Here is a 20,272-nt window from a genome sequence, read left to right as displayed (position 1 = left end):
CCGTCTGTCAGATTATGGGGCGGTTACGGTACACGACCAGAGAGGGGATCGCCAAACCGAAACTGAGGGCACCGACGATAAAGAGCGCCTTGAGGCCGTTCTCCACCGCACTCTGGATCAACTCCATGGTCACGCCATTGATGTTGAGCTCTACCACCGCAATCATGGTCTTGAACGCATAACTGCCCGGGATCATCGGAATGATGGAGGCAACGCTGAACACCGGACGCGGCGCCAGCAGACGGCGAGACCAGTAGACGCAGACAAAGCCGACCGTGGTCGCCGCAGCCAGCGTCGCCCACTCGATGGGCATACCATAGTGGATCAGCAGGGTACGCAGGCTGTGGGCCAGCGCGCCGCCCATGGCGCAATACTTCAGCATCCGTGGCGGCACGTTGAACAGCATGGCAAACCCCACCGCCGGGATGGAGGACCAGAAGGCATCCTTGGCCAGTAGCCAGAGCAAATCCATCATACTTTCCACCCCCAGATCCCGGTGACCGACATGGCCAAAATGATACCTATGGCGGCGCTGATGGTCAGCAAGGTCGCGGTCCCCCAGCGGGCCAGCCCCATGTTGAAGTAGCCCTTCACCATGTCGGAGACCGCATTGATCAGCGGAAAGCCCGGCACCAGCAGCAGCACGCTGGCCGCCATGGCGAGATAGGGCTGGTCACCCCAGTTAAAGAAGGTGGCGCTGGAGGAGAGCAAGGTAGCGATAAAGCCGGTGGCGGCAAAGTTGATGAGCGGGCTATGGTGATGGCGGGCCATCAGCTGGCGCACCCGCATCGCCACGGCAGACGAGAAACAGGTCACCAGGAAGATAGGCCAGTCACCACCAAACAACAGGCTGAAGGCGCCGCAAGAGAGCCCCACCATGGGGACCACCAGCCAAGGGTGATAGTGAAAGGGGACGATGGCCTCGAGGCGCTGGCGCACTTCACGGGCACCGATCAGCTCTTTTTCTGCCATGATGCAGATCCGCTGGATCTCGCACACCACCTGCATGTTGATGCCATGTTCACGCACCCGCCGGGTAGTGGTAACACAGCCCCCCTGATAGAGGCTGGTGAGCACGATGGCACTGGAAGAGATGGCCATTTCGACACTCTCCAGCCCCAGCGCCATCCCCAACCGCACCGTGGTCTGCTCGATGATCCGGCTCTCCGCCCCAAACTGGGCCAACATCTGACCCACCTTGACGATAATGCGGGTGATCTCTGTCTGTTGCTCCCGCGACAACACCCGTCTTGGTGTGATACTTCTCATAATCCCTTCGAGTCGTAGCAATAAAAATTTCGGCCATATTAGCCTAACTTTTACTGTTATTCATCCACCCCTATCACAACCTGACTAATTAGTTATTACAAGAAGGAGAAAAGAGATCACATCACAAATACATTACGACTAACATTAAAAACCATAACAATCAGGTCGCCAGCAATTCCCTTTATCATGGCCTCACCGATTTGGCTGAAATATCAACCAAGGGGGTTATTGTAGATTATTTGCGACGTCGATAGTCCGCCAGATGGATTATTTTACCACTGCCATCGCTTTCAGACGGAGGGTCCCCCTCTTCTCTGAACTGGCTCATTTCGCTGCGCATCAAATAAAAAGATTCCCGCATCATGTTTGTAATCCGGATACAGCTATCAAGATTGTTTTTCGCCAGACGACGCTGACCATCAATCTTGAACTGCAACCCGCGCAGACGGCGCTGCTGATCGGGGCTCGCACGGGCCATCAACTGGTCGATCTGCTGCTCCAGAATCGCATCCAGCCGGGAGGGCTCACTCGCAGCCAACTCCTTCAGGGTGTCAAAATCAGGCAATTCCATATGCCCTCCTTGGCGACTATTGCTGGCAACACACTGCGGTACCACACCATCACGTCCCAGCCATATAAATCTGTATATACGACGCGGCTAAAAAGGGTTCAATCCATCCACTGGCGACTAAACCGGACAATGGTCACTACGAGGGTGTCTATCTATTTTAATTGTGTTTGGAAACAAGCGATTGTTTTTAATTCATGCGAGATAAAACACTTATACATTTTAGGTTGTGATTTTCTGTTTTTTATTGCAAATAAAAATCCGGGTGGCCTTATTTTGCTTCATTCGACACTTTATTCGTCCCTCACCGACCCGCGTCATCTCCTGACGGTTTAACATATCTCACTGATTATGTTATTTTAATTGCCACTTTTATCGGACATTCAAGAGCAGACCATGAGCAAGGCAAAAATCGGTATCGTCACCGTCAGCGATCGTGCCAGCGCGGGCATCTATGAAGACCTCTCCGGCAAGGCTATCATCGACACCCTGAACGCCTATCTGACCTCGGAGTGGGAACCTGTCTATCAGGTGATCCCCGATGAGCAGGAGCAGATTGAAGCGACCCTGATCCGGCTGGCGGATGAGGAGCAGTGTTGTCTCATCGTCACCACAGGCGGCACCGGCCCGGCCAAGCGTGATGTCACGCCGGAAGCGACCGAGGCGGTATGTGATCGCATGATGCCGGGCTTTGGCGAGCTGATGCGGGCCGAATCCCTCAAATTTGTGCCGACAGCCATTCTGTCGCGCCAGACTGCTGGGCTGCGCGACGATACCCTGATCGTCAATCTGCCGGGCAAGCCCAAATCAATCCGCGAATGTCTGGATGCAGTTTTCCCTGCCATCCCCTACTGCATCGATTTGATGGAAGGGCCGTATCTCGAGTGCGATGAAACTGTCATCAAGCCGTTTCGGCCGAAAAAATAGCGAACCCGACCATAAAAAATAATGGCGAGCCACGGCTCGCCATTATTTTTAACTCATCTGTCTGCGCAGAAAAACCGCATCCATTATTTGCGGCCGAATACTTTTACGCCCGCTTTGCTGCGCTCTGAATTACCGTACACTTCGATTTTTTTCACACAACGGCGCGAGCCCAGTGATTTCCACTCGGTCTCTTTATCACTGCTCATTTCCCGATCGAAACGAATGGTCTTGGTACGATCACCACCATAGGTCACCACCACCCGATCCAGGGTCAAATCACGCTCCGCCTTCACCTTGATATATTTGGTCTGACGGCAAACCACCAAAGGAATTGTCGCACCATGATCACCGGCTCCCAGCAAAATAGTCCGCCCCAGCGTGAACTGATCGTCACCGGCATGGCTGGCTGACGCCACCACCAGCAAGGCACCACCCAGCAAGCTGCGTGCAGAAAAACGGGAATTCCAGATAGACATCAAGGACATAACACCTCCAATAAAAAATGGAGTGTGATGATAAGGGTTAAACCATAACGGAAGCTGTATCACAGCCGAATTTGCTGCGAATGTGCGGGGATAAACAGAGGAACAGCGCGAATTTTCGGCGAAAATGAGAGGAGCCGCAGATAGCGGCCCTTGCGGCAAGAGAGCGCTTAGCGCTCCATGATTTGGGTCACGTCATCTTTCTTGATCATCACCTCGCGCCCTTCATGATCGTAATAGCGATACATGCCGATGCTCTCGTCCAGCTTGGGTTTGCTCTCTGTGGTGATCATCTTGCCATCCTTGGTGCTCATAATGTATTGGGAGCTGCATGCCTCCAGCCCCAGGGCGCACACCAGGATCATCATCAGTTTTTTCATTGCGGCCTCTTCTGCGATCATCCTCACCACGAGGATGTTTCTTGAAGCCTAGTTCAATCGCACGGCACGGGATGGCGGGATGAGCAAAGCGGGATCGCCGTCAATAATCAGCAACTTAGCCTAGTTATCTGGCCGGGTGCCGAGCGCAATGAAAAAGGCCGGACATCTCTGTCCGGCCTCTTCTTTTCAGCGCAAGAACGCAATCATGACTTGGCGGGCTGGCGCTCACCGGTCACGGTCGGGTTCTTGGGATCGGAACTCCACTCGTACCAACCGCCGTCGTAGACGCTGATCTGTTTCCAGTCCATCAGCCAGGCGTAGAAGAAGGCCTCGGAGGCGCGCCAGCCGGTACCGCAGTAGAACGCAGCCTGCTGAGTTGGCTCGATATTCCACTGGTCCCACATGGCGAGGATCTCGCGGGCCGGCTTCATGGTGCCGTCCGGGTTGTGGAAATCGCTCATGCTGTTGGCATCCACCCCGCCGTGACCCCACTTGGCCCCCGGGATATCGCCCTTCGGCTTGATGTAGCTGTAACCTGAGGTGTTGCCGACAAACTCGTCCCAGGTACGCACGCTGACCAGTGCGCTATCGGGCTTCTTGAGCAGCTCTTTCGCCTGACTTAGCGTGGTGTAGTACTCGGGGTGAGCGGGAATGGCCACGCCAAACTCCTTCACCGGCTCATATTTGTTGGGCAGACCGGTTTCGGTACGCAGGTGCTGGATAAACCAGGCATCCAGACCACCGTCCAGCAGGCGCACATCTTCCACCCCCGCATACATCATCAGATGCGCGGCACGGGCAGCCGCCATGGTGTTGCGACCATAGAGGATGACGGTGGTGTCGTGACGGATGCCGTTATCCAGCAGCAGCTTCTTGAGCGCTTCGTCAGAGACCTTGTTCCACAGCGGCTCCTCTTCGAGGCTGTTGGTATCGATATAACCTGCCCCCGGGATGTGGCTGATGAGGTAGGCCTTGGGTGAACCCCAATCCACTTCAAACAACTTCCAGTCACCCTTGGGCGCTGCGGCGACCGGCTTGCCCTCTTGCAGATCCGCCAACCAGCGCGGATAGACCAGCTGCTGCCAGCGTGCCAGCGACTCGCGCGGTGCGGCTTGCCACCCTTGCAGCTCGAACAGCTGCTTGATCCCCTGCTTGCGCAGCAGACGGGCCACCTCAGCCACTTCGCGGGACGCACCGTAGAGGGCAACCGGACGATCGGCCTTCAGTCCCTTGATTTCGAGGGCCTTTGGCCACTCTTCATCGCTGTATTTCCACTCGGCAGAGAGGTTCTCGGCGCCCGCCACATGGCCGCCCTGCTTCTCCCCTTCCATCGGCCACCCCTGATAGAAGTAGCTGGCGCGAGTATCCAGGATGACAGCCTGTTTGGCCTTGGCATCGGCCAGCGAGAGCGGTGGCAACTCCCCTGCCACAGCGGGCAGGGCACACCAGAGCAGTAAGGTCGCCAGCGCGGCCTGCAGGAAGCGAAGATGTCGTTTCATGGTGATTTCTCGATTCATAGTGAACAAGGTTAAAAAATGGAGCGACCCAGCCGCTCGGCCAGCAGCTCCAGCGCCGCCGTGCCCGCCAGCGAGTTGCCGGCTTTGTTGAGCTCGGGCGACCAGACACAGACGCAGAGCTCGCCCGGGATCAGGGCGATGATACCGCCGCCGACACCCGATTTGCCCGGCATGCCGACCCGATAGGCAAAATCGCCCGCCTCATCATAGAGACCGCAGGTGGCGAGCAAGGCGTTGACCTGTTTGGTGGTGCGGGCGGGCAGCAGCGGCACGCTCTCGCCCAGTGGCACACCACGGTTGGCCAGATAGATGAATGCCCGCGCCAGATCGACGCAGCTCATGCGAATGGCACAGGCATTGAAGTAGCTTTGCAGCACCTTGTCCACTTCGTTCTCGAAGTTGCCATAGGCCTTCATCAGATAGGCGATGGCGGCGTTGCGGGCAGAGTGCTGATATTCGGAGCGGGCGACCACCTGATCCGCCATGATGGCTGGGTTGCCCGAGAGTCGGCGCACCAGCTCGAGGGTACGCTGACGGGGCGCAGTGAGGCGTGTCTCCAGCAGATCGCTCACCACCAGCGCCCCGGCATTGATAAAGGGGTTGCGGGGGATCCCCTGCTCGAACTCGAGCTGAACCAGCGAGTTGAAGGGCTGGCCGGAGGGCTCCTTGCCAACCCGGGCCCAGATCTCCTCCTCCTGATAGAGAGTGAGTGCCAGGGTCAGGCTCAGGGCCTTGGAGATACTCTGGATGGAGAAGGGTTCAAAAGCGTCACCGGCGGTGAACAGCTCCCCCTCGACGGTACAGACTGCAATACCAAGCCGATCGGCCGGTACCTGAGCCAGTGCCGGAATGTAGTCGGCCACCTTGCCTTGTCCCAGCAACGGGCGCACCTCTTCAAGGATGCTGGCCAGTAATTCGGATGACAACACCATAAGCAATAAGCGATTCCATGACTAAAACAGCGGTGGAGATCCCATCCCCACTGACAAAAATCCCGCCAGCGGCGGGATTTTTCAGTTACCCACAACAAGGCGCCAGATGCGGCAGCCTTGTATCAGGCCGGTTCACCGTACCAGAGGTCGAACAGCTCGGTAACGACCACGGCTTCCATCCCCTTGCCTTCCAGCCAGGATTTGACGGCAGCGCGGTCTTCTTCGGTACACTTGCCCAGTTGCTGGGTGCAGATCATCCCTTCCCAGGCCAGGTGACCGGAGCCGGCAAAAGCCAGTTTACGGGGTTCAACAACCTCATCGATCATCGCATCGACTACCGCATCGATGGTCTCTTCGGCAGTGCCGACCGGGAAGTTGAAACTGATGTCGAAACCCATTTCCTGGAATTCATCGACGCGCAGTTTCTTGCGCAGGCGGCGGCTACGATTGGCCATGATAGCTCCTCAAGTTAGTTGATACGCTAGGTGTGTTGACGTGCCAGCTTAGCTGACACGCTTGAAAATCAGATCCCAAACCCCGTGGCCCAGACGGTGGCCGCGTTGTTCAAATTTGGTCAGCGGACGCCAGTCCGGACGAGGCACCCAGTTGCCGGTGGAAGAGGTGTTCTCGTAACCCTCGGCGGCGCTCATCACTTCCAGCATATGCTCGGCATAGTTTTCCCAGTCGGTCGCCATGTGGAACACGCCACCGATGGCCAGCTTCTGGCGAATATCCTGGGCAAATGCAGGCTGTACGATGCGGCGCTTGTGGTGACGGCTCTTGTGCCAGGGATCCGGGAAGAAGAGCTGCAGGCAGGAGAGTGAACCGTTCGGGATCATGTGCTCCAGCACTTCCACCGCATCGTGGCAGATCACTTTCAGATTGGTGACGCCCGCTTCCTGAGCGGTGCCCAGACAGGCACCCACGCCCGGGGAGTGCACTTCGATGCCGATGAAGTTCTTCTCGGGGGCATTCTTGGCCATCTCCACCAGAGAGGCGCCCATACCAAAGCCGATCTCCAGCACCACAGGTGCTTCACGGCCAAACAGTGCGACCAGATCGAGCTGCTTTGGCTCGAAATCGATGCCCATGACCGGCCAGAGCTCTTCCAGGGCCTTCTCCTGCCCTTTGGTCAGGCGGCCTTCGCGACGGACAAAGCTGCGGATCTTGCGCATGAACTTGCCGTCTTCGTTAAATACATCTTGGGTCACAGGCATAATGGTCTCGTTATTTCATCAATCCGGGTAATACATCTTGTGTCCGATCCCGAGCGGGACCGCTCGCGGCTCGGCATTTCATCGACCCGCGAAAACAGGGGAGCGAATTATCCCAAGATAGGCCCAAGGCGCAAGTGTTTCGCGCAACAAATATTCCGGCCATCCACTTCCCTGCCCCCTCACTGGCATCACCATACCGACTAACCGTCCAATATAATCCGCAGCAGAGTCGTTCCAGCCCTTTTTTGGCGATTTTTGTGACAATCATTGCCTCATTTCTGAAATCTGATACAAACGGATAACCTGGCGGTCGAATGGAGCGACCGCCCACATGCCGAGAGAATTGTCTATGCAGCCGTTTTTTGCCCAGCGCTTCGAGAAGGTTGAACCTTCCTTTATCCGTGAAATCCTCAAAGTTGCCGCCAATCCGGAGATCATCTCCTTCGCCGGTGGCCTGCCCAATCCCCACCTGTTTCCGGTCAAGGCGATCGATCAGGCCTGTCAGGATGTGCTGCGCGAACAGGGGGCTGCCGCCCTGCAATATGCGGCGACCGAAGGCTTCGCCCCGCTGCGCCAGTATATTGCCGACCGCTATCTGGCCCGCCACGGCATGCAGATCAATCCGGACAACATCCTCATCACCAGCGGCTCCCAGCAAGCGCTGGATCTGCTGGGCAAGGTGCTGATCGACGAGGGGCAGGATCTCATCATCGAAGAGCCGGGTTACCTTGGCGCCATTCAGGCTTTTTCTGTCTACCAGCCCACCTTCAAGCCGATCACCCTTGAAGAAGAGGGTCTGGATCTGGCGGCGCTGGATGCGCTGCTGGCAAGCGGATCCAATGCCAAGCTGCTCTACGGCGTGCCCAACTTCCAGAACCCGAGCGGTGTCTCCTACAGCCGTGCCAACCGCGAGGCACTGGCCGAGCGACTGGTGCGCCACGAGCTGTTGATGGTGGAAGATGATCCCTACGGCGAGCTGCGTTTCGAAGGGGAACATCTCCCCCCCATCGCCAAGCTGGCGCCAAACAATACCGTGCTGCTCGGCTCCTTCTCCAAAACCGTGGTGCCCGCCTTCCGGCTCGGCTGGATGGTGATGCCGGAGTGGCTGCGCAAGAAGGTGACCATCGCCAAGCAGGCGACCGATCTGCACAGCAACGCCTTCAGCCAGCAGGTGCTGCACCGCTTCCTGACCGACAACTCCCTCGACGCTCACTTGGAGAAGATCAAGGAGGTCTATGGCCGCCAGCGCGCTGCCATGGAGGCCGCGTTGGCCCGTCACTGCCCGCCCGGCGTCAGCTACACCCGACCGGAAGGGGGCATGTTCCTCTGGCTGACTCTGCCAGCCCACATCAGTGCCATGGCGCTGTTTGATGAGGCGATCAAGGAGAAGGTGGCCTTCGTACCCGGCGCCCCCTTCTATGTACGCCCCGAGATCAAGAACACCCTGCGCCTGAGCTTCTCCTGCGTCGATGAAGCGACCATCGAGGAGGGGAACGCTTGGCCCGCGCCCTCCAGCGCATGCTCTGATCGTCAGACAAACGGTACCAACAAAAAAACCAGCGAGCGATCGCTGGTTTTTTATGCTCCCCATTCAACCGTTCAGCCAAACAGGGTCTTGCAAAACTGCTTCATCGGAATGGGGCGGCTGTAACGATACCCTTGCAGATAGTCAACATGGCGCGCCCGCAGGTAGTCCGCCTGCGACTGCTTCTCGACCCCCTCCGCGATCAGGATCAATTCAAGTCGCTTCGCCAGATCAATCACGTTTTCAACGATATGGCTGGAGAGTGCATCCGTGCCGATCATCTCTACAAAGCTCCGATCAATCTTGAGTGCATCGACCTGAAACTGTTGCAGATAGGTGAGACTGGAGTGACCGGTCCCAAAGTCATCGATAGAGATCAACACTCCCAGTTTACGCAATTCGGCAAACATCTGAGCGGTTGTCTCATCAGCCACCAGCAGTTCACGCTCAGTCAGCTCCAGCCCCAAATCAACGGGATTGTCCTTAAACGCGTCGAGAAAGGCCTTGCAGTCAGCCAACAGGTCGAGATCCTGAAAGTGTTTGGCGCTGATATTGAAGCAAAAATGGAACTTGGCCGGCAGCTTGCGGGCATAAGGGGAGAAGTGGTCGCGCACCTGGGCCATCAACAGGCTGGTCATGGGCACGATCAGCCCGCTATCTTCCGCCAGCGGAATAAAGCGATCCGGCGAGATCATCCCCTGCTTGGGATGCTGCCAGCGCATCAGCACCTCACAGCCACGCCACTGCTCATCCTCACCGGAGACCACCGGCTGCAGATAGGGGATAAACTCCTCCTCGATCAACGCCCGCTTGAGCTCTTCCGCTGGTGAGCTGCTACGCCCCATCAGCCTGAAGGTGCCGAATCCAATCAGCAGCGCCAGCAACGGAGAGAGGAACAAGGTATATCTGGAGTAGCGCCATGCGTGGCTCCAGTAGTCATGCACCGTGACCCGGGTGACGACCTGATAGGGGAAATCGGCCGAAGCGAGGGCAATATAACCTTCTTCTGTCGGAGAGGGCGCCGCCCCGACCTGACCTGAGCCAAATAGTGCCCTCTGCCCCACCACCAGAGCCATCGGGGAGTTCTTGCTGGAGATCTCCAGGGTATTGCGCAGGTAGTAGCCATCTACACCGATCAGCACACTTCCCTTGTCCGTTTCATGGCGCAGCACGATCAACGGGCGATCCGGCGTGACCTCATTGCCTGGCAGCAGTTGCAGCCTGCCATCCACATAGCGGTCGGGATTGAAGGGGCCATCGTAGTCACCATAGAGCGAGGTGCAGTAGATGTGGCTGCCGACAGCCAGATTGGCGGAACGGACATCGGGCACAGTGGCCACCTGCTCGCGCAGCAGTTGTGCCGCCTCCTTGCAGGAGTGACCAAGCATCCCCTCCACATTGATGGCCGCCTGCCGGGCATGGCCGATGGAGCGATCAAACATCATCCGGGCATGCTGCAACCGTGAATCGGCATCACGCTCTGTCTCCGTCACGGTCTGCCAGATAACGGCAACAACCCCCAGCAGCAGGATCCCGCCCCCCATCAGCAGCGCCAACAGAATCCTCGAGTAAAGCTGGCGAAGTTTCAAACGACGAAATGGCATGGCGGCCTCTTTGATGCTCGGATAATGGGTGACAGCCTCGGTGGACAGGCGAAAAGGGTCGCCATAATAGCGATTGTTCAACAAATATCCACACAACAAAAATCAATCAATTCAAACTATTGTTCAACAATATGTCGTAAGAAGAGGATAGAGTTAACAAACGTCAAACAGAAAACTCCCGAAGCACGTCTCACTTGTTGAAGGGAAGCCACACCATTAAAGTTGAGCAAACGGCAGCAGGAGCATGCAGCGATGAAGATTCTTATTACCGGAGGGACCGGCTTTATCGGCCGCAAGCTGGTTGCCCATCTCAAGGTCAATCACGAGGTCGTGGTATTGAGCAGGCAGGGGAGCCGCGCTTACTCCCTGCTCGGTCACGATATCAAGGTATTGGATAACCTCGACCGGCTCGATGACCTCAATGACGTGGACGCGGTGATCAATCTGGCCGGTGAACCCATCGCCGCCGGACGCTGGAGCGAGTCGCGCAAACAACAGCTCTGCGATAGCCGCTGGCTGTTGACCGAGCAACTGGTGGATCTCATCAAGCTATCCAGCACGCCGCCCAAGGTGCTGATCAACGCCTCCGCCATCGGCTGGTATGGCAGACAGGGCACCGAAACCCTCGACGAGCAGTGCCGCTCCCCCAACGATGAGTTTACCCACCAGCTCTGCCAGCAGTGGGAAACCTTGGCGCAGGAGGCCCAGAGCCGCCAAACCCGGGTCTGTATCGTGCGCATCGGGCTGGTGCTTGGCATGGATGGCGGCGCCCTGCCCAAAATGCTCCCCCCCTACCGACTCGGACTCGGCGGCCCCATGGGATCGGGCAGCCAGATGATGAGCTGGATCCATGTGCAGGATCTGGTGCGCGCCATACTGTTCTTGCTGGATCACGAAGAGTGCAGCGGCATCTTCAACGGCACTGCGCCCCATCCGGTCAGCAACCGGGAGTTCAGCCAAACCCTTGCCACCACGCTGCACCGTCCACACCTCTTCTTCGTCCCGGCGCCGCTGTTGCAACTGGTGATGGGGGAGGCGGCAGATCTGCTGCTGACCGGACAAAAGGTGATACCAGCACGGCTGCAACAGGCTGGTTTTCACTTCAGCTATCCCGAGCTGCCGAGAGCCCTCACCAATCTGCTGCGCGAGCCCCGCTAACTCACACCCGCTCGCTGCATCTACTCGTCAGCACCTCACATAGCAAGCAGCCCGGCCAATGGCCGAGCTGCTTGTTTATTGTGGCTGCGCTATTGCACTCTGTGGCATCGGCTCGCGCTGGCAGGATTACAACAGTCCCTGACCCAGACCCCGCAGCCGATCGCTAAGGGTGCCAGCCAGCAGCTGGCGCTGCATCCCCTGCCCGGCCAGCGTCACCAGCAAGGCCCCCAGCGTCGGCAGACCGAGCCAGATGGCCCAGTGGAACTGCCACTGCCCCTCGAACCACCACCACTGCAGGCCAAAGGAGCAGAGCTCCACCACAATGCTGGCACAGAGCCCCGCCAGCGCACCATTGGCCACCAGCTCCCAGCGCAACATCTTTTTCAGCAGGTCACTGCTGGCACCCAGGGTACGCATCAGCAACAGCTCGCGCCGACGCTGAGCCATGCTGGCCTGAGTCTGGGTCAGCAGCACCAGCAACGCGGCCACTGTCACCAGCCCCAGCATCAGCGCCAGCGCCCGGCTCACCTGCTCCGATACCTGAGTGAGCCGCGCAATCAGGTCATCCACATCGATAAGGCTCACCGTGGGGTGACGGCGGATCAACTCCACCTCGGCAGTGCGCCCCGCCTCGGGCAGCCGGTAGCTACCAAGCCAGGTACGGGAGAAGGGTGCCAGCAGATCCTCGGAGAAGATCATGTAGAAGTTGGGCCGCATATTGTCCCACTTGATGCTGCGCAGACTGGTGACCCTGGCGCCGAAGCTGCGCCCCTCGATGGTAAAGGCGAGCATGTCCCCCAGCTTGATATCGAGTCGCTTGGCCAGCTCACTATCCACCGACACCTCGCCGGGCCCGGCAAGCCACTTCCCGGCCACCAGCTTGTTGTCGATTGGCAGGGTTGCCGTGGTAGTGAAGTTGAGCTCCCGATCGACCCCCTCGCGGCCACTGCTGGCCCCCTCGCCCACCGCCTCACCGGCGATATGGGTCAGCCTGCCGCGCACCATGGGGTAGAAGTCGGAAGTGTTGGCCCCGGCTGCCGCCAGTTCGCTCAGGATCCCCTCCCGCTCGTTCTCCGCCACATTGACCAGAAAACGGTTGGGCGCATCGACGGGAAGACGGGCCGAAAACTCATCCAGCAGATCGACCCGGGCCGCCCAGAGCAAGCCAAACAGCATCAGCGCCAGCGCAAAGCCCGCCAGCTGAAACAGGCCGCTGCTGCGCTCGCGCGACAGGTGGGCCAGCGCCAGCCGCAAGGCATGAGGCCCGCTCACTCTTGCTCCCAGCCGCAACATCAGCGCCGCCAGCAGGGCCAGCAGCCCCATCAGCAAGCCCATGCCACCCACCAGACCCAGCGCCAGCCGTACATCGGCGGTAAAGCCCCAGACCAGCGCAAACAGCCCGAACAGGCCGACCGGCAGGGCCAGCCAGGGGGGAATCCCCGCCTCCAGCTCCCGGCGCAATACCCGCAGCGGCGGCACCTTCAGCAGCCGCAAGAAGGGCACAAAAGCGAGCAGCAGGGTGATAAAGAGCGCCACCGCCACCCCCAGCGCAAAGGGACGCCAGGAGGGGGGCGGCAGATCCGGCGGCAGCAGGTCCCCCAGCAGCTGCAAGGTGATCCACTGCATGGCTGTGCCCGCCACCAGACCCAGCAACGCACCGATCAGCGTCAACGACAGCAGCAGGGTTCCCATCAGTTGCCAGAGCGAGCGACGGGATGCCCCCAGGGTTTTGAGCAGCGCCACCATATTGGTCTGGCGCTCGGCAAAGTGGCGCACCGCAATCCCCATCGCCAACGCCCCCAGCAACACCCCGCTTAGCGAGGCAAGCCGGAAGAAACGCTCGGCATTGGCCAGCGAGCGGCCCACTTGGGATTCGCTGTCATCCGGTTTGATCCACTTATGTCCGGCCTGCAATTGCGGCAACAACCATTGCTCGTAACGGGCCAGCGACTCTCGCGGTCCCTTGAACAGATAGCGCCACTGCTGGCGGCTGCCGGGGAGCAGGGCTCCGGTCGCCTCGATATCGGCACTGTGGATCAGCGCACGCGGCGCCAGCAGGAAGGGGCTGAAGCCCTGATCGGGCTCCTCGCCAAGCAGGCCTGCCACCTTGAGCACCGTATTACCCACCTCCAGCTCATCCCCCGTTTTGGCCTTGAGCAGCTGCATCACCCGGGCGGAGAGCCAGATCTCGCCGGGAGCCGGGGCGCGGGCAGGTTCCAGAGTGAGCTTGCCGTAAAAGGGAAAACCGTCGGGCACCGCCCGAATGGAGGCAAGCTGCAACGTATCACCGTGAAACAGCATGCTGTTGAAGCTGACGGTGGTCTGCACCGCCAAGCCATCCTGTTTAGCCCGGGCTAGCCAGCCCTCCGGCAGGGCGGCGGCGGTGCGCAGCACCCGATCCGCTCCGATAAAGTCGCGGCCCGACGCCTTGAGTCCGGCATCGAGCCGATCCGCCACCAATGCCACACTCAAGACGCACGCCACGCTCAGGGCCAGCGCCAGCACAAACCAGCGCAGCTCGCCGCTGAAACCTTCCCGGCGAAGTAGTCGCCATCCCAATCGCCACTGCATCATCCCTTGCATCTCCCGCCTGACCCGCAGCTCACCCAGTTACACCACATCATGGGCCACCTCGCGATCCAGCCGACCCGCCGTCATGACCAGTTGCCGCTGGCAGCGTTCGGCCAGCTGATGGTCATGGGTTACCACCACTAGCGTGGTGCCGTGCTTGCGATTGAGTTCAAACAGCAGCTCGATCACCTTCTCGCCGGTCTTGCTGTCGAGGTTGCCGGTCGGCTCGTCCGCCAGCAGCAGGCTTGGACGGGTCATAAAGGCGCGGGCGATGGCCACCCGCTGCTGCTCGCCGCCAGAGAGCCGTGGCGGCAGATGGTGCAAGCGCTCGCCAAGCCCGACTGCCGCCAGCAGCTCGCGAGCTCTTGGTTCGCAATCCCGCTCGCCGCGCAGCTCGGCGGGCAGCATCACATTCTCCAGCGCCGTCATGGTCGGGAGCAGCAGGAACGACTGGAACACAAAACCGATCTGCTCGGCGCGCAATCGGGCCCGCCCCTCCTCATTCAGCTCACCGAGAGATTTGCCGAGGATTTCGATGTCTCCCTGACTCGGCAGATCGAGCCCGGCCAGCAGCCCCAGCAGGGTGGACTTGCCGGAGCCGGAGGCGCCGACCAGTGCCACCGTCTCGCCACTATTGACTTGCAGATTGATCCCTTCAAGGATGGTGAGGCTTTCCTGGCCGAGGCGAACCGATTTGCCGAGGCCCTTGACGACAATAATGGGGGTTGAACTCATGCTCTGTATCCTTTGTTCCAATCCCTTGATGACAATCCATAGCGGGAGTTGAATTGATGGTGCGTATTCTGTTTGCCTTGTTGGTTGGCCTCGGCAGCCTGCTCTCGTCGGCTCAGGCCCAGACCCTGCTGGTGCTGGGAGACAGCCTGAGCGCCGGCTATCAAATGCAGGTTGAGCAGAGCTGGCCCGCCCTGCTCAACCAGAAATGGCAGGAGGAGGGGGGCAAACACACTCTGCTCAATGCCAGCATCAGCGGTGAAACGACCCAGGGGGCGCTGGCCCGTCTGCCCGCTCTGCTGAAGGAGCACAAGCCGGATTGGCTGCTGATCGAACTGGGGGGCAACGATGGCCTGCGTGGCTTCGCACCGACCATTACCCGCCAAAATCTGGCCAGCATGATCGCGCTCGCCAAGGAGCAGCAGACCCGTGTGGTGTTGACCCAAATCCAGCTGCCCCGCAACTACGGTGCCCGCTATCTGCGCCAGTTCGAACAGATCTTTCCCGAGTTGGCCCAGGCTAACGATCTGCCCCTGCTGCCCTTCTTTATGGATGATATTGCGCTGCGCCCTGAACTTATGATGAACGATGGTATTCATCCCACCCCGGCGGCCCAGCCCCAAATCCGTGATAAGGTTGCCCGCTTTATGGAGCCGCTGCTCAGCCAATAAGCCCGCCGTCTATCACCAATATCCCATAACAAAATATCCCGCCAAAATCGGATGTTTTGAATGGTCGACGATCTCTGCGTGGCACCTTGATTCACCCAATCCATCGCCAATACCCAATAACAACACATCCCGCCGAAGCGGGATGTGTTGTTATTGATTTAGCATAACCGGCAGGCAACTTCTCAGCTTTCCAGTACCTGACGCAGCCGCTCCTGGGCCACGCCGACCAGCAAGTCGGGCTGGAATTTGGAGATAAAGCGGTCGCATCCCACCTTCTTGACCATGGCTTCGTTGAAGTTGCCGCTCAGGGAGGTATTGAGGGTGATAAAGAGGTCAGACATGCGCGGATCGCTGCGCACCTCGTGGGTCAGGCGGTAGCCGTCCATCTCAGGCATTTCGGCATCGGTGATCATCAGCAGGATCTCGTCAGTCACCTTCTTGCCAGCATCGCACCACCCCTTGAGCAGGGTCAGCGCCTGCAAACCATCCTGACACTCGATCACCTCAAGCCCAAGCTGGCCCAGGGTCTCGCGCACCAGATTGCGGGCGGTGCTGGAGTCATCGACGATCAGCACTTTGCGGCCATGCATCTCGGGCAGGATCTCCCGGTCCAGCACCTCCTCGGAGATGCGGATGTCATAGGTGATGATCTCCGCCAGCACCTTCTCCACATCGATGATCTCGACGATCTGATCCACTCCATCTTCGGGAATGCGGGTGATGGCAGTGAGGTAGTTGGCGCGCCCGGCGGAGCGCGGCGGCGGCAGGATATCCTTCCAGGTCATGTTGACGATGTTGGCCACCTGCCCCACCAAAAAGCCCTGAATGGTGCGGTTGTACTCGGTGATGATGAGGTTGGATTCACTGTCGATGGGCATGGGACGCATGCCGATGGCGCTACGCAGGTTGATCACCGGGATCGAGGTACCGCGGATATTGGCCACCCCACTGATATTGTGATGGGAGCCCGGCATCTTGCTCAGATGGGGCAACTTGACCACTTCCCGTACCTTGAAGACGTTGATGGCGAACATCTGACGGGTGCCGAGACGAAACATCAACAACTCGAGTCGGTTTTCACCCACCAGTTGAGTTCGTTGATCAACGGAATCCAATATACTCGCCATACGCTGATATCCATCTGATTATTAATCGACTCTATTATAGAGGCTGCCCGCCAGGAAAGGCAGGCGCATTTTCAACCAGAGCGACCAACCAGACAAAAAAAGTGAGGCCGAAGCCTCACTTATCTCATTGATTTTAAAATCAATAGCTACAGACAGACTTCCAGCTGCCATCGGTTGCCTTGGGCTCGCTGCTGGTCCACCAGTTCGCTTGCCACACCACCTTGTTATGGGTGATGCGATCGCCGCCATTGGCATGATCCCCCTGCGGCCAGCTCGGATAGGCCTTGTAGGCCGCCGGATTAACGTTCTGGCTGCTGCAGCTGGTACCCGGATTCTCGCCACCACCCGAGCCCAGCACGGCCTCCGGCAGGGTCGGGAACTCGGCCTTGAGACCAATGGTCTGGCTGCCGCTGATGATACGCATACCGCTCGGCACGCCAGCGGCGGGCAGGTAGTAGGTCATGGCGACTTCAAGCTCGGCCCCCGGTGCCAGAGTCTGCCAACCCGGCAGGTTCATGGCGACCTTGTGGAAATCCTTCTCATTGGCAATACCTTCCGAGTTGTCGTTGCCACCGCTCTCCACCACTTTCAGGCCCATGCCACTCTGATCCGTGATGGTGTCAGAGGTAGAGGTGGGCACCAGAAACTCGATGCGCGCGCCGCCCGGAATGGTCTGGGTCGACTTGTTGACCAGCTTGAGTTTCGGGTTGATCGGATAGTTGGAGTCCCCTTCCTTGAAGCCGGAGAGGCTGACCTGGATGTCGAGCTGGGCGCTCGGCGCGGCCAGATCGTTTTGCTTGGTGTTGTACGGAGTTGCCTTGGCAAACTTCTCATAAGCCAGGGTGGTCAGGGTACTGCCCATACCGTACTCGTTCTTGGCCGGATCGAAGGCGTAGTCACCCGCCATCTCCCAGAACATCACGCCACCCAGACCGCGCTTGATGATGTAGTCGAGCTTGTGGCCCATGGACTCTTCATCTTCGGTTGAGAGGAACACCTTCTTCTCTTCGTTCCACAGCCAGGGCGCGTGGGCCTTGTCATCGTAGTAACGCACATACTTGCCCTGCATCACGTGAGCCGGATTGTTGGGATCCAGACCCCAGGCAGTGCCATAACTCGGCAGCGTGGTGATGCCGAGGCTGGCTGCATGCTCCAGGTTTTTGGCATGCCACATGGGCACAGCGCCACCGCCGATCTCTTTGCCGTTCTTGTCGAGATCATGCCAGATGTTGTCGATGCCGACCGCCCCGTTGCCGCACGGAATGGTGCTGCCACCTGTGCCCGGCTGGCACTCGTCCTGGCTCGGAAGGGCTGCCTTGCCACCCAACCCATGACTGCCACCGCTCACCCCCTGCCAACCGCGGGTGTAGTAGGGCACGCCAACGTTGATCTTGCCAGCCGCCAGCGCACCACGGAAGTAGTGGGCAGACCAAGCGGCGTTGAGGTAACCGATACCGCCAAACTGGGTCTGGGTATAGACGCCCCAATGGGAGAGCTCGGGGTCGGCATTGTTGTCGAACAGGGCAGCGTTGTGACCGACAAAGTGGTTCCAGGCACCGTGGAAGTCATAGGTCATCAGGTTGACGTAATCGAGGTACTGGGTGACCTGGAAGTTCTCCATCCCGCGCAGCAGATAGGCAGAAGCCGGTGAGGCGATGGTCAGCATATACTTGCGGCCATCTTCGTTACCAGCGTTGTCGAGCCGCGCCCGCAAGGTCTTCATCAGCACCTCGTAATTGGCAAACAGCTTGGCCCGGCACTGGTTGGAGAGCGGGAAGTCGTTGGGATTGCCCGCATCCTTCATCGAGGTGGGGTATTCGTAGTCGATATCGACCCCGTCAAAACCGTACTGGCGGATAAAACTCACCGCCGAGTCAGCCAGGGTGTTGATACCGGCAGTATTGACCGAGCAGTCACCCTTGGTAGTGGCGGTGTAGAAGCCGCGCGTATCGGCCCAGCCGCCGACCGAGATGAGGGTCTTCACGTCCGGATACTGCTTCTTGTACTTCGACAGCAGGTTGAAGTGGCCCTTGTAGGCAAATTCAGGATCCATCTCGGCACCCGGCACGCCATCCCAAGTCATCTTGGTGGCTGCATCGTCCACCTTGATGGTGTGGCTCTGCTCATCCACCGCCGCGAAGGCGTAGTTGATGTGGGTGATCTTGTTCCATGGAATATCGCTCACCAGATAGGCGGGCAGGCCGTTCTTGCCGGTGCGCCAGGAGGTGAAGTAGCCGATGACCCGACGGGCATGGTCATCCCCCATGCACTCGTAACCATCCGGGCGATAGATCTGGCGAATGTCACAAGAGAGGTTGCCACCGGTGGGCGGCAGCGCGGCCTCCTCGACATTGACGGTCACTGCCGCCGACTCGCCGCTCAGATTGGTCTTGTCAGTGGCCACCAGCTTGAGGGCGGCACTGCCTTTGGCATCCGGTGTCCAGTTAACCTGCCAGGGGGCAGTGGTATCTTCGCCCACCTTCTTGCCGTCGACATAGAGCTCGACTTTGGCCACATCGTTGTTGGCATCGGTGACGTTACCGCTCACCGCCACACTGCGACCCAGGGTCACCTTGGCGCCGCTGGCCGGGCTGCTGATGCTCACCTTGGGCGCCTCCGGCGCCACCACGGCGGCGACGTTGAAGCGCGAATCCGCCTCGCTCAGCACCTTGCCGTCTTTATCCAGCGCCCGTGCCTTGAGGGTATGGCCTCCCACTCCGGCGGCGCTCCAGCTGGCACTCCAGGGCGAGGCGCTCGCCGTGGCGACCAGCTTGCCGTCGACAAGATATTCCACCTTGGCCAGCGCCGTCACCGGACCGCTCAAGGTCACCGCCAGCGCCACACTGGTACCTTCGTTGAAGCTGGCGCCAGCAGCTGGCGAGCTGACGGCAACGCCGAGCGCCGGAGGGGGCACCTCGCCACCATAGGGCTTCCAGGCATCTGCCCAGACCACACCGACCCCCGGCTCATAGTGATAGGGGGATGCCCCGCACCAGCCTGAATAGGGAAATTCTTTGCATTCATAGAGGGCACCGACGTTGCTGACGATATCGCCAGCCTTGTAGGCAGTACCGGATTTATAGGCGGGATAAGCGGCCTGAGCCCAGGCGGGCGCAGCCGCAAGGGCGACCAGCATGGCAAGCCTGCTGGGTCTGAAGAGCTGTTGCATATTGTTATCTTCCTTGTTTTGTCTTGGCTTGGTCACCAAGGCAAAGAACAATCGCAACCTGCATGATGGGCGCAGACAACTGGCAATGGACCTGCCACAAAAACCACCCCTCACCCAGGGAAACCCCGCTATCTGGATCCACGATCGAGACCGGAAGCATTGCGCCCCGACATCACTGCCGGTTTGCCCTTTACCTGGGTTCCGTGAGGAACGAACCCAGTATAGGAAGGCGACAAGATCCCCTCAATCTTTATTCTCAAAGAGAATTATCCCCTGCCACGAAAGCGTCATGATCACAGGGTTAAAATTGATTGAATTATCAAAAAAATCATATCGTTACTGGGATCATAAAAACGCTTTCCCGCACCTTCCCAGATTCATTTAATGTGCGTTAGCTCACTGGTATGACATGCCAGAAATGTG

General features: G+C 58.9%; 17 protein-coding genes, 1 pseudogene and 1 riboswitch. Of the genes and pseudogenes, 4 read left to right on the top strand and 14 right to left on the bottom strand.

Annotated elements, in window-relative coordinates:
- Nucleotides 1–7: 7 nt before the first annotated feature.
- The 3 genes from ACTG2T_RS14380 to ACTG2T_RS14370 all read right to left on the bottom strand — a co-directional run bounded on the left by ACTG2T_RS14380 (nt 8) and on the right by ACTG2T_RS14370 (nt 1,840).
- A complete protein-coding gene (locus ACTG2T_RS14380; RefSeq protein ID WP_026035076.1) occupies nt 8–475 on the bottom strand; it encodes a threonine/serine exporter family protein in 468 nt (155 codons plus the stop codon).
- Nucleotides 472–1,269, bottom strand: coding sequence for a threonine/serine exporter family protein (locus ACTG2T_RS14375; protein WP_005348133.1), 798 nt, complete (start codon nt 1,267–1,269; stop codon nt 472–474). The genes ACTG2T_RS14380 and ACTG2T_RS14375 overlap by 4 nt, the downstream gene beginning before the upstream one ends.
- A gap of 235 nt (nt 1,270–1,504) precedes the next feature.
- Nucleotides 1,505–1,840 (bottom strand): DUF3135 domain-containing protein, encoded by a 336-nt coding sequence (locus ACTG2T_RS14370; RefSeq protein WP_231720113.1) that lies wholly within the window; start codon nt 1,838–1,840, stop codon nt 1,505–1,507.
- A gap of 393 nt (nt 1,841–2,233) precedes the next feature.
- Here ACTG2T_RS14370 and mog point away from each other — a divergent pair, with 393 nt between their 5' ends.
- A complete protein-coding gene (gene mog / locus ACTG2T_RS14365; protein ID WP_005348144.1) occupies nt 2,234–2,764 on the top strand; it encodes a molybdopterin adenylyltransferase in 531 nt (176 codons plus the stop codon).
- A gap of 83 nt (nt 2,765–2,847) precedes the next feature.
- Here the strand turns inward: mog and ACTG2T_RS14360 are convergent, their stop codons facing one another.
- The 6 genes from ACTG2T_RS14360 to trmB form a co-directional block, all read right to left on the bottom strand.
- Complete coding sequence (locus ACTG2T_RS14360; protein ID WP_005335217.1) at nt 2,848–3,249, bottom strand: DUF2541 family protein; 402 nt, start codon at nt 3,247–3,249, stop codon at nt 2,848–2,850.
- Between the two features lie 167 nt (nt 3,250–3,416).
- Nucleotides 3,417–3,626 carry a YgdI/YgdR family lipoprotein gene (locus ACTG2T_RS14355; protein ID WP_330125261.1) on the bottom strand — a complete coding sequence of 70 codons (210 nt, stop codon included), beginning with the start codon at nt 3,624–3,626 and terminating at the stop codon, nt 3,417–3,419.
- A 203-nt stretch (nt 3,627–3,829) separates the two neighbouring features.
- Nucleotides 3,830–5,125 (bottom strand): sulfurtransferase, encoded by a 1,296-nt coding sequence (locus ACTG2T_RS14350; RefSeq protein WP_064335634.1) that lies wholly within the window; start codon nt 5,123–5,125, stop codon nt 3,830–3,832.
- Between the two features lie 29 nt (nt 5,126–5,154).
- Nucleotides 5,155–6,075: a glutaminase B gene (gene glsB, locus ACTG2T_RS14345; protein WP_005348151.1), complete on the bottom strand. Its 921-nt coding sequence runs from the start codon at nt 6,073–6,075 to the stop codon at nt 5,155–5,157.
- A gap of 122 nt (nt 6,076–6,197) precedes the next feature.
- Entirely contained in the window at nt 6,198–6,530 is a 333-nt protein-coding gene (locus ACTG2T_RS14340; RefSeq protein WP_005348158.1) for a YggL family protein, read from the bottom strand.
- A 48-nt stretch (nt 6,531–6,578) separates the two neighbouring features.
- Nucleotides 6,579–7,292, bottom strand: coding sequence for a tRNA (guanosine(46)-N7)-methyltransferase TrmB (gene trmB, locus ACTG2T_RS14335; RefSeq protein WP_124928700.1), 714 nt, complete (start codon nt 7,290–7,292; stop codon nt 6,579–6,581).
- A 349-nt stretch (nt 7,293–7,641) separates the two neighbouring features.
- On the opposite strand from trmB, the pseudogene ACTG2T_RS14330 reads away from it, so the two are divergent.
- Nucleotides 7,642–8,819: pseudogene (locus tag ACTG2T_RS14330) on the top strand (PLP-dependent aminotransferase family protein).
- 72 nt (nt 8,820–8,891) lie between these two features.
- On the opposite strand, the gene ACTG2T_RS14325 reads toward ACTG2T_RS14330, so the two are convergent.
- Nucleotides 8,892–10,421, bottom strand: coding sequence for an EAL domain-containing protein (locus ACTG2T_RS14325; protein ID WP_139477394.1), 1,530 nt, complete (start codon nt 10,419–10,421; stop codon nt 8,892–8,894).
- Between the two features lie 252 nt (nt 10,422–10,673).
- Between ACTG2T_RS14325 and ACTG2T_RS14320 the strand changes: the two genes are divergently transcribed.
- Complete coding sequence (locus tag ACTG2T_RS14320; RefSeq protein WP_330125262.1) at nt 10,674–11,579, top strand: TIGR01777 family oxidoreductase; 906 nt, start codon at nt 10,674–10,676, stop codon at nt 11,577–11,579.
- Between the two features lie 126 nt (nt 11,580–11,705).
- On the opposite strand, the gene ACTG2T_RS14315 is transcribed toward ACTG2T_RS14320, so the two are convergent.
- Nucleotides 11,706–14,153, bottom strand: a complete 2,448-nt coding sequence (locus ACTG2T_RS14315) for an ABC transporter permease (protein ID WP_330125263.1) — start codon at nt 14,151–14,153, stop codon at nt 11,706–11,708.
- Between the two features lie 36 nt (nt 14,154–14,189).
- On the bottom strand, nt 14,190–14,885 hold the full coding sequence (locus ACTG2T_RS14310) for an ABC transporter ATP-binding protein (RefSeq protein ID WP_236319110.1): 696 nt from the start codon (nt 14,883–14,885) through the stop codon (nt 14,190–14,192).
- A gap of 56 nt (nt 14,886–14,941) precedes the next feature.
- On the opposite strand from ACTG2T_RS14310, the gene ACTG2T_RS14305 reads away from it, so the two are divergent.
- Nucleotides 14,942–15,553, top strand: a complete 612-nt coding sequence (locus tag ACTG2T_RS14305) for an arylesterase (RefSeq protein WP_201988184.1) — start codon at nt 14,942–14,944, stop codon at nt 15,551–15,553.
- A 182-nt stretch (nt 15,554–15,735) separates the two neighbouring features.
- Here the strand turns inward: ACTG2T_RS14305 and ACTG2T_RS14300 are convergent, their stop codons facing one another.
- Entirely contained in the window at nt 15,736–16,680 is a 945-nt protein-coding gene (locus tag ACTG2T_RS14300) for a chemotaxis protein CheV (protein WP_005335238.1), read from the bottom strand.
- A 139-nt stretch (nt 16,681–16,819) separates the two neighbouring features.
- On the bottom strand, nt 16,820–19,849 hold the full coding sequence (locus ACTG2T_RS14295) for a glycosyl hydrolase family 18 protein (protein ID WP_330125264.1): 3,030 nt from the start codon (nt 19,847–19,849) through the stop codon (nt 16,820–16,822).
- Nucleotides 19,850–19,964: 115 nt separating this feature from the next.
- A riboswitch (cyclic di-GMP riboswitch) is annotated at nt 19,965–20,047 on the bottom strand.
- Nucleotides 20,048–20,272: the final 225 nt, after the last annotated feature.

The sequence above is a fragment of the Aeromonas sp. 75A genome (genome assembly GCF_051919425.1).
Lineage (GTDB): Bacteria > Pseudomonadota > Gammaproteobacteria > Enterobacterales > Aeromonadaceae > Aeromonas > Aeromonas veronii.
The sequence above is the reverse complement of the archived record's forward strand: the minus strand, read 5'-3'. Positions and strand labels throughout refer to the sequence as shown.

What these genes read in the sequence shown, in the direction of transcription:
- ACTG2T_RS14380 (WP_026035076.1), bottom strand. Translation starts at nt 475, where the DNA reads ATGATGGATTTGCTCTGGCTACTGGCCAAGGATGCCTTCTGGTCCTCC.
- ACTG2T_RS14375 (WP_005348133.1), bottom strand. Translation starts at nt 1,269, where the DNA reads ATGAGAAGTATCACACCAAGACGGGTGTTGTCGCGGGAGCAACAGACA.
- ACTG2T_RS14370 (WP_231720113.1), bottom strand. Translation starts at nt 1,840, where the DNA reads ATGGAATTGCCTGATTTTGACACCCTGAAGGAGTTGGCTGCGAGTGAG.
- mog (WP_005348144.1), top strand. Translation starts at nt 2,234, where the DNA reads ATGAGCAAGGCAAAAATCGGTATCGTCACCGTCAGCGATCGTGCCAGC.
- ACTG2T_RS14360 (WP_005335217.1), bottom strand. Translation starts at nt 3,249, where the DNA reads ATGTCCTTGATGTCTATCTGGAATTCCCGTTTTTCTGCACGCAGCTTG.
- ACTG2T_RS14355 (WP_330125261.1), bottom strand. Translation starts at nt 3,626, where the DNA reads ATGAAAAAACTGATGATGATCCTGGTGTGCGCCCTGGGGCTGGAGGCA.
- ACTG2T_RS14350 (WP_064335634.1), bottom strand. Translation starts at nt 5,125, where the DNA reads ATGAAACGACATCTTCGCTTCCTGCAGGCCGCGCTGGCGACCTTACTG.
- glsB (WP_005348151.1), bottom strand. Translation starts at nt 6,075, where the DNA reads ATGGTGTTGTCATCCGAATTACTGGCCAGCATCCTTGAAGAGGTGCGC.
- ACTG2T_RS14340 (WP_005348158.1), bottom strand. Translation starts at nt 6,530, where the DNA reads ATGGCCAATCGTAGCCGCCGCCTGCGCAAGAAACTGCGCGTCGATGAA.
- trmB (WP_124928700.1), bottom strand. Translation starts at nt 7,292, where the DNA reads ATGCCTGTGACCCAAGATGTATTTAACGAAGACGGCAAGTTCATGCGC.
- ACTG2T_RS14325 (WP_139477394.1), bottom strand. Translation starts at nt 10,421, where the DNA reads ATGCCATTTCGTCGTTTGAAACTTCGCCAGCTTTACTCGAGGATTCTG.
- ACTG2T_RS14320 (WP_330125262.1), top strand. Translation starts at nt 10,674, where the DNA reads ATGAAGATTCTTATTACCGGAGGGACCGGCTTTATCGGCCGCAAGCTG.
- ACTG2T_RS14315 (WP_330125263.1), bottom strand. Translation starts at nt 14,153, where the DNA reads ATGATGCAGTGGCGATTGGGATGGCGACTACTTCGCCGGGAAGGTTTC.
- ACTG2T_RS14310 (WP_236319110.1), bottom strand. Translation starts at nt 14,885, where the DNA reads ATGAGTTCAACCCCCATTATTGTCGTCAAGGGCCTCGGCAAATCGGTT.
- ACTG2T_RS14305 (WP_201988184.1), top strand. Translation starts at nt 14,942, where the DNA reads ATGGTGCGTATTCTGTTTGCCTTGTTGGTTGGCCTCGGCAGCCTGCTC.
- ACTG2T_RS14300 (WP_005335238.1), bottom strand. Translation starts at nt 16,680, where the DNA reads ATGGCGAGTATATTGGATTCCGTTGATCAACGAACTCAACTGGTGGGT.
- ACTG2T_RS14295 (WP_330125264.1), bottom strand. Translation starts at nt 19,849, where the DNA reads ATGCAACAGCTCTTCAGACCCAGCAGGCTTGCCATGCTGGTCGCCCTT.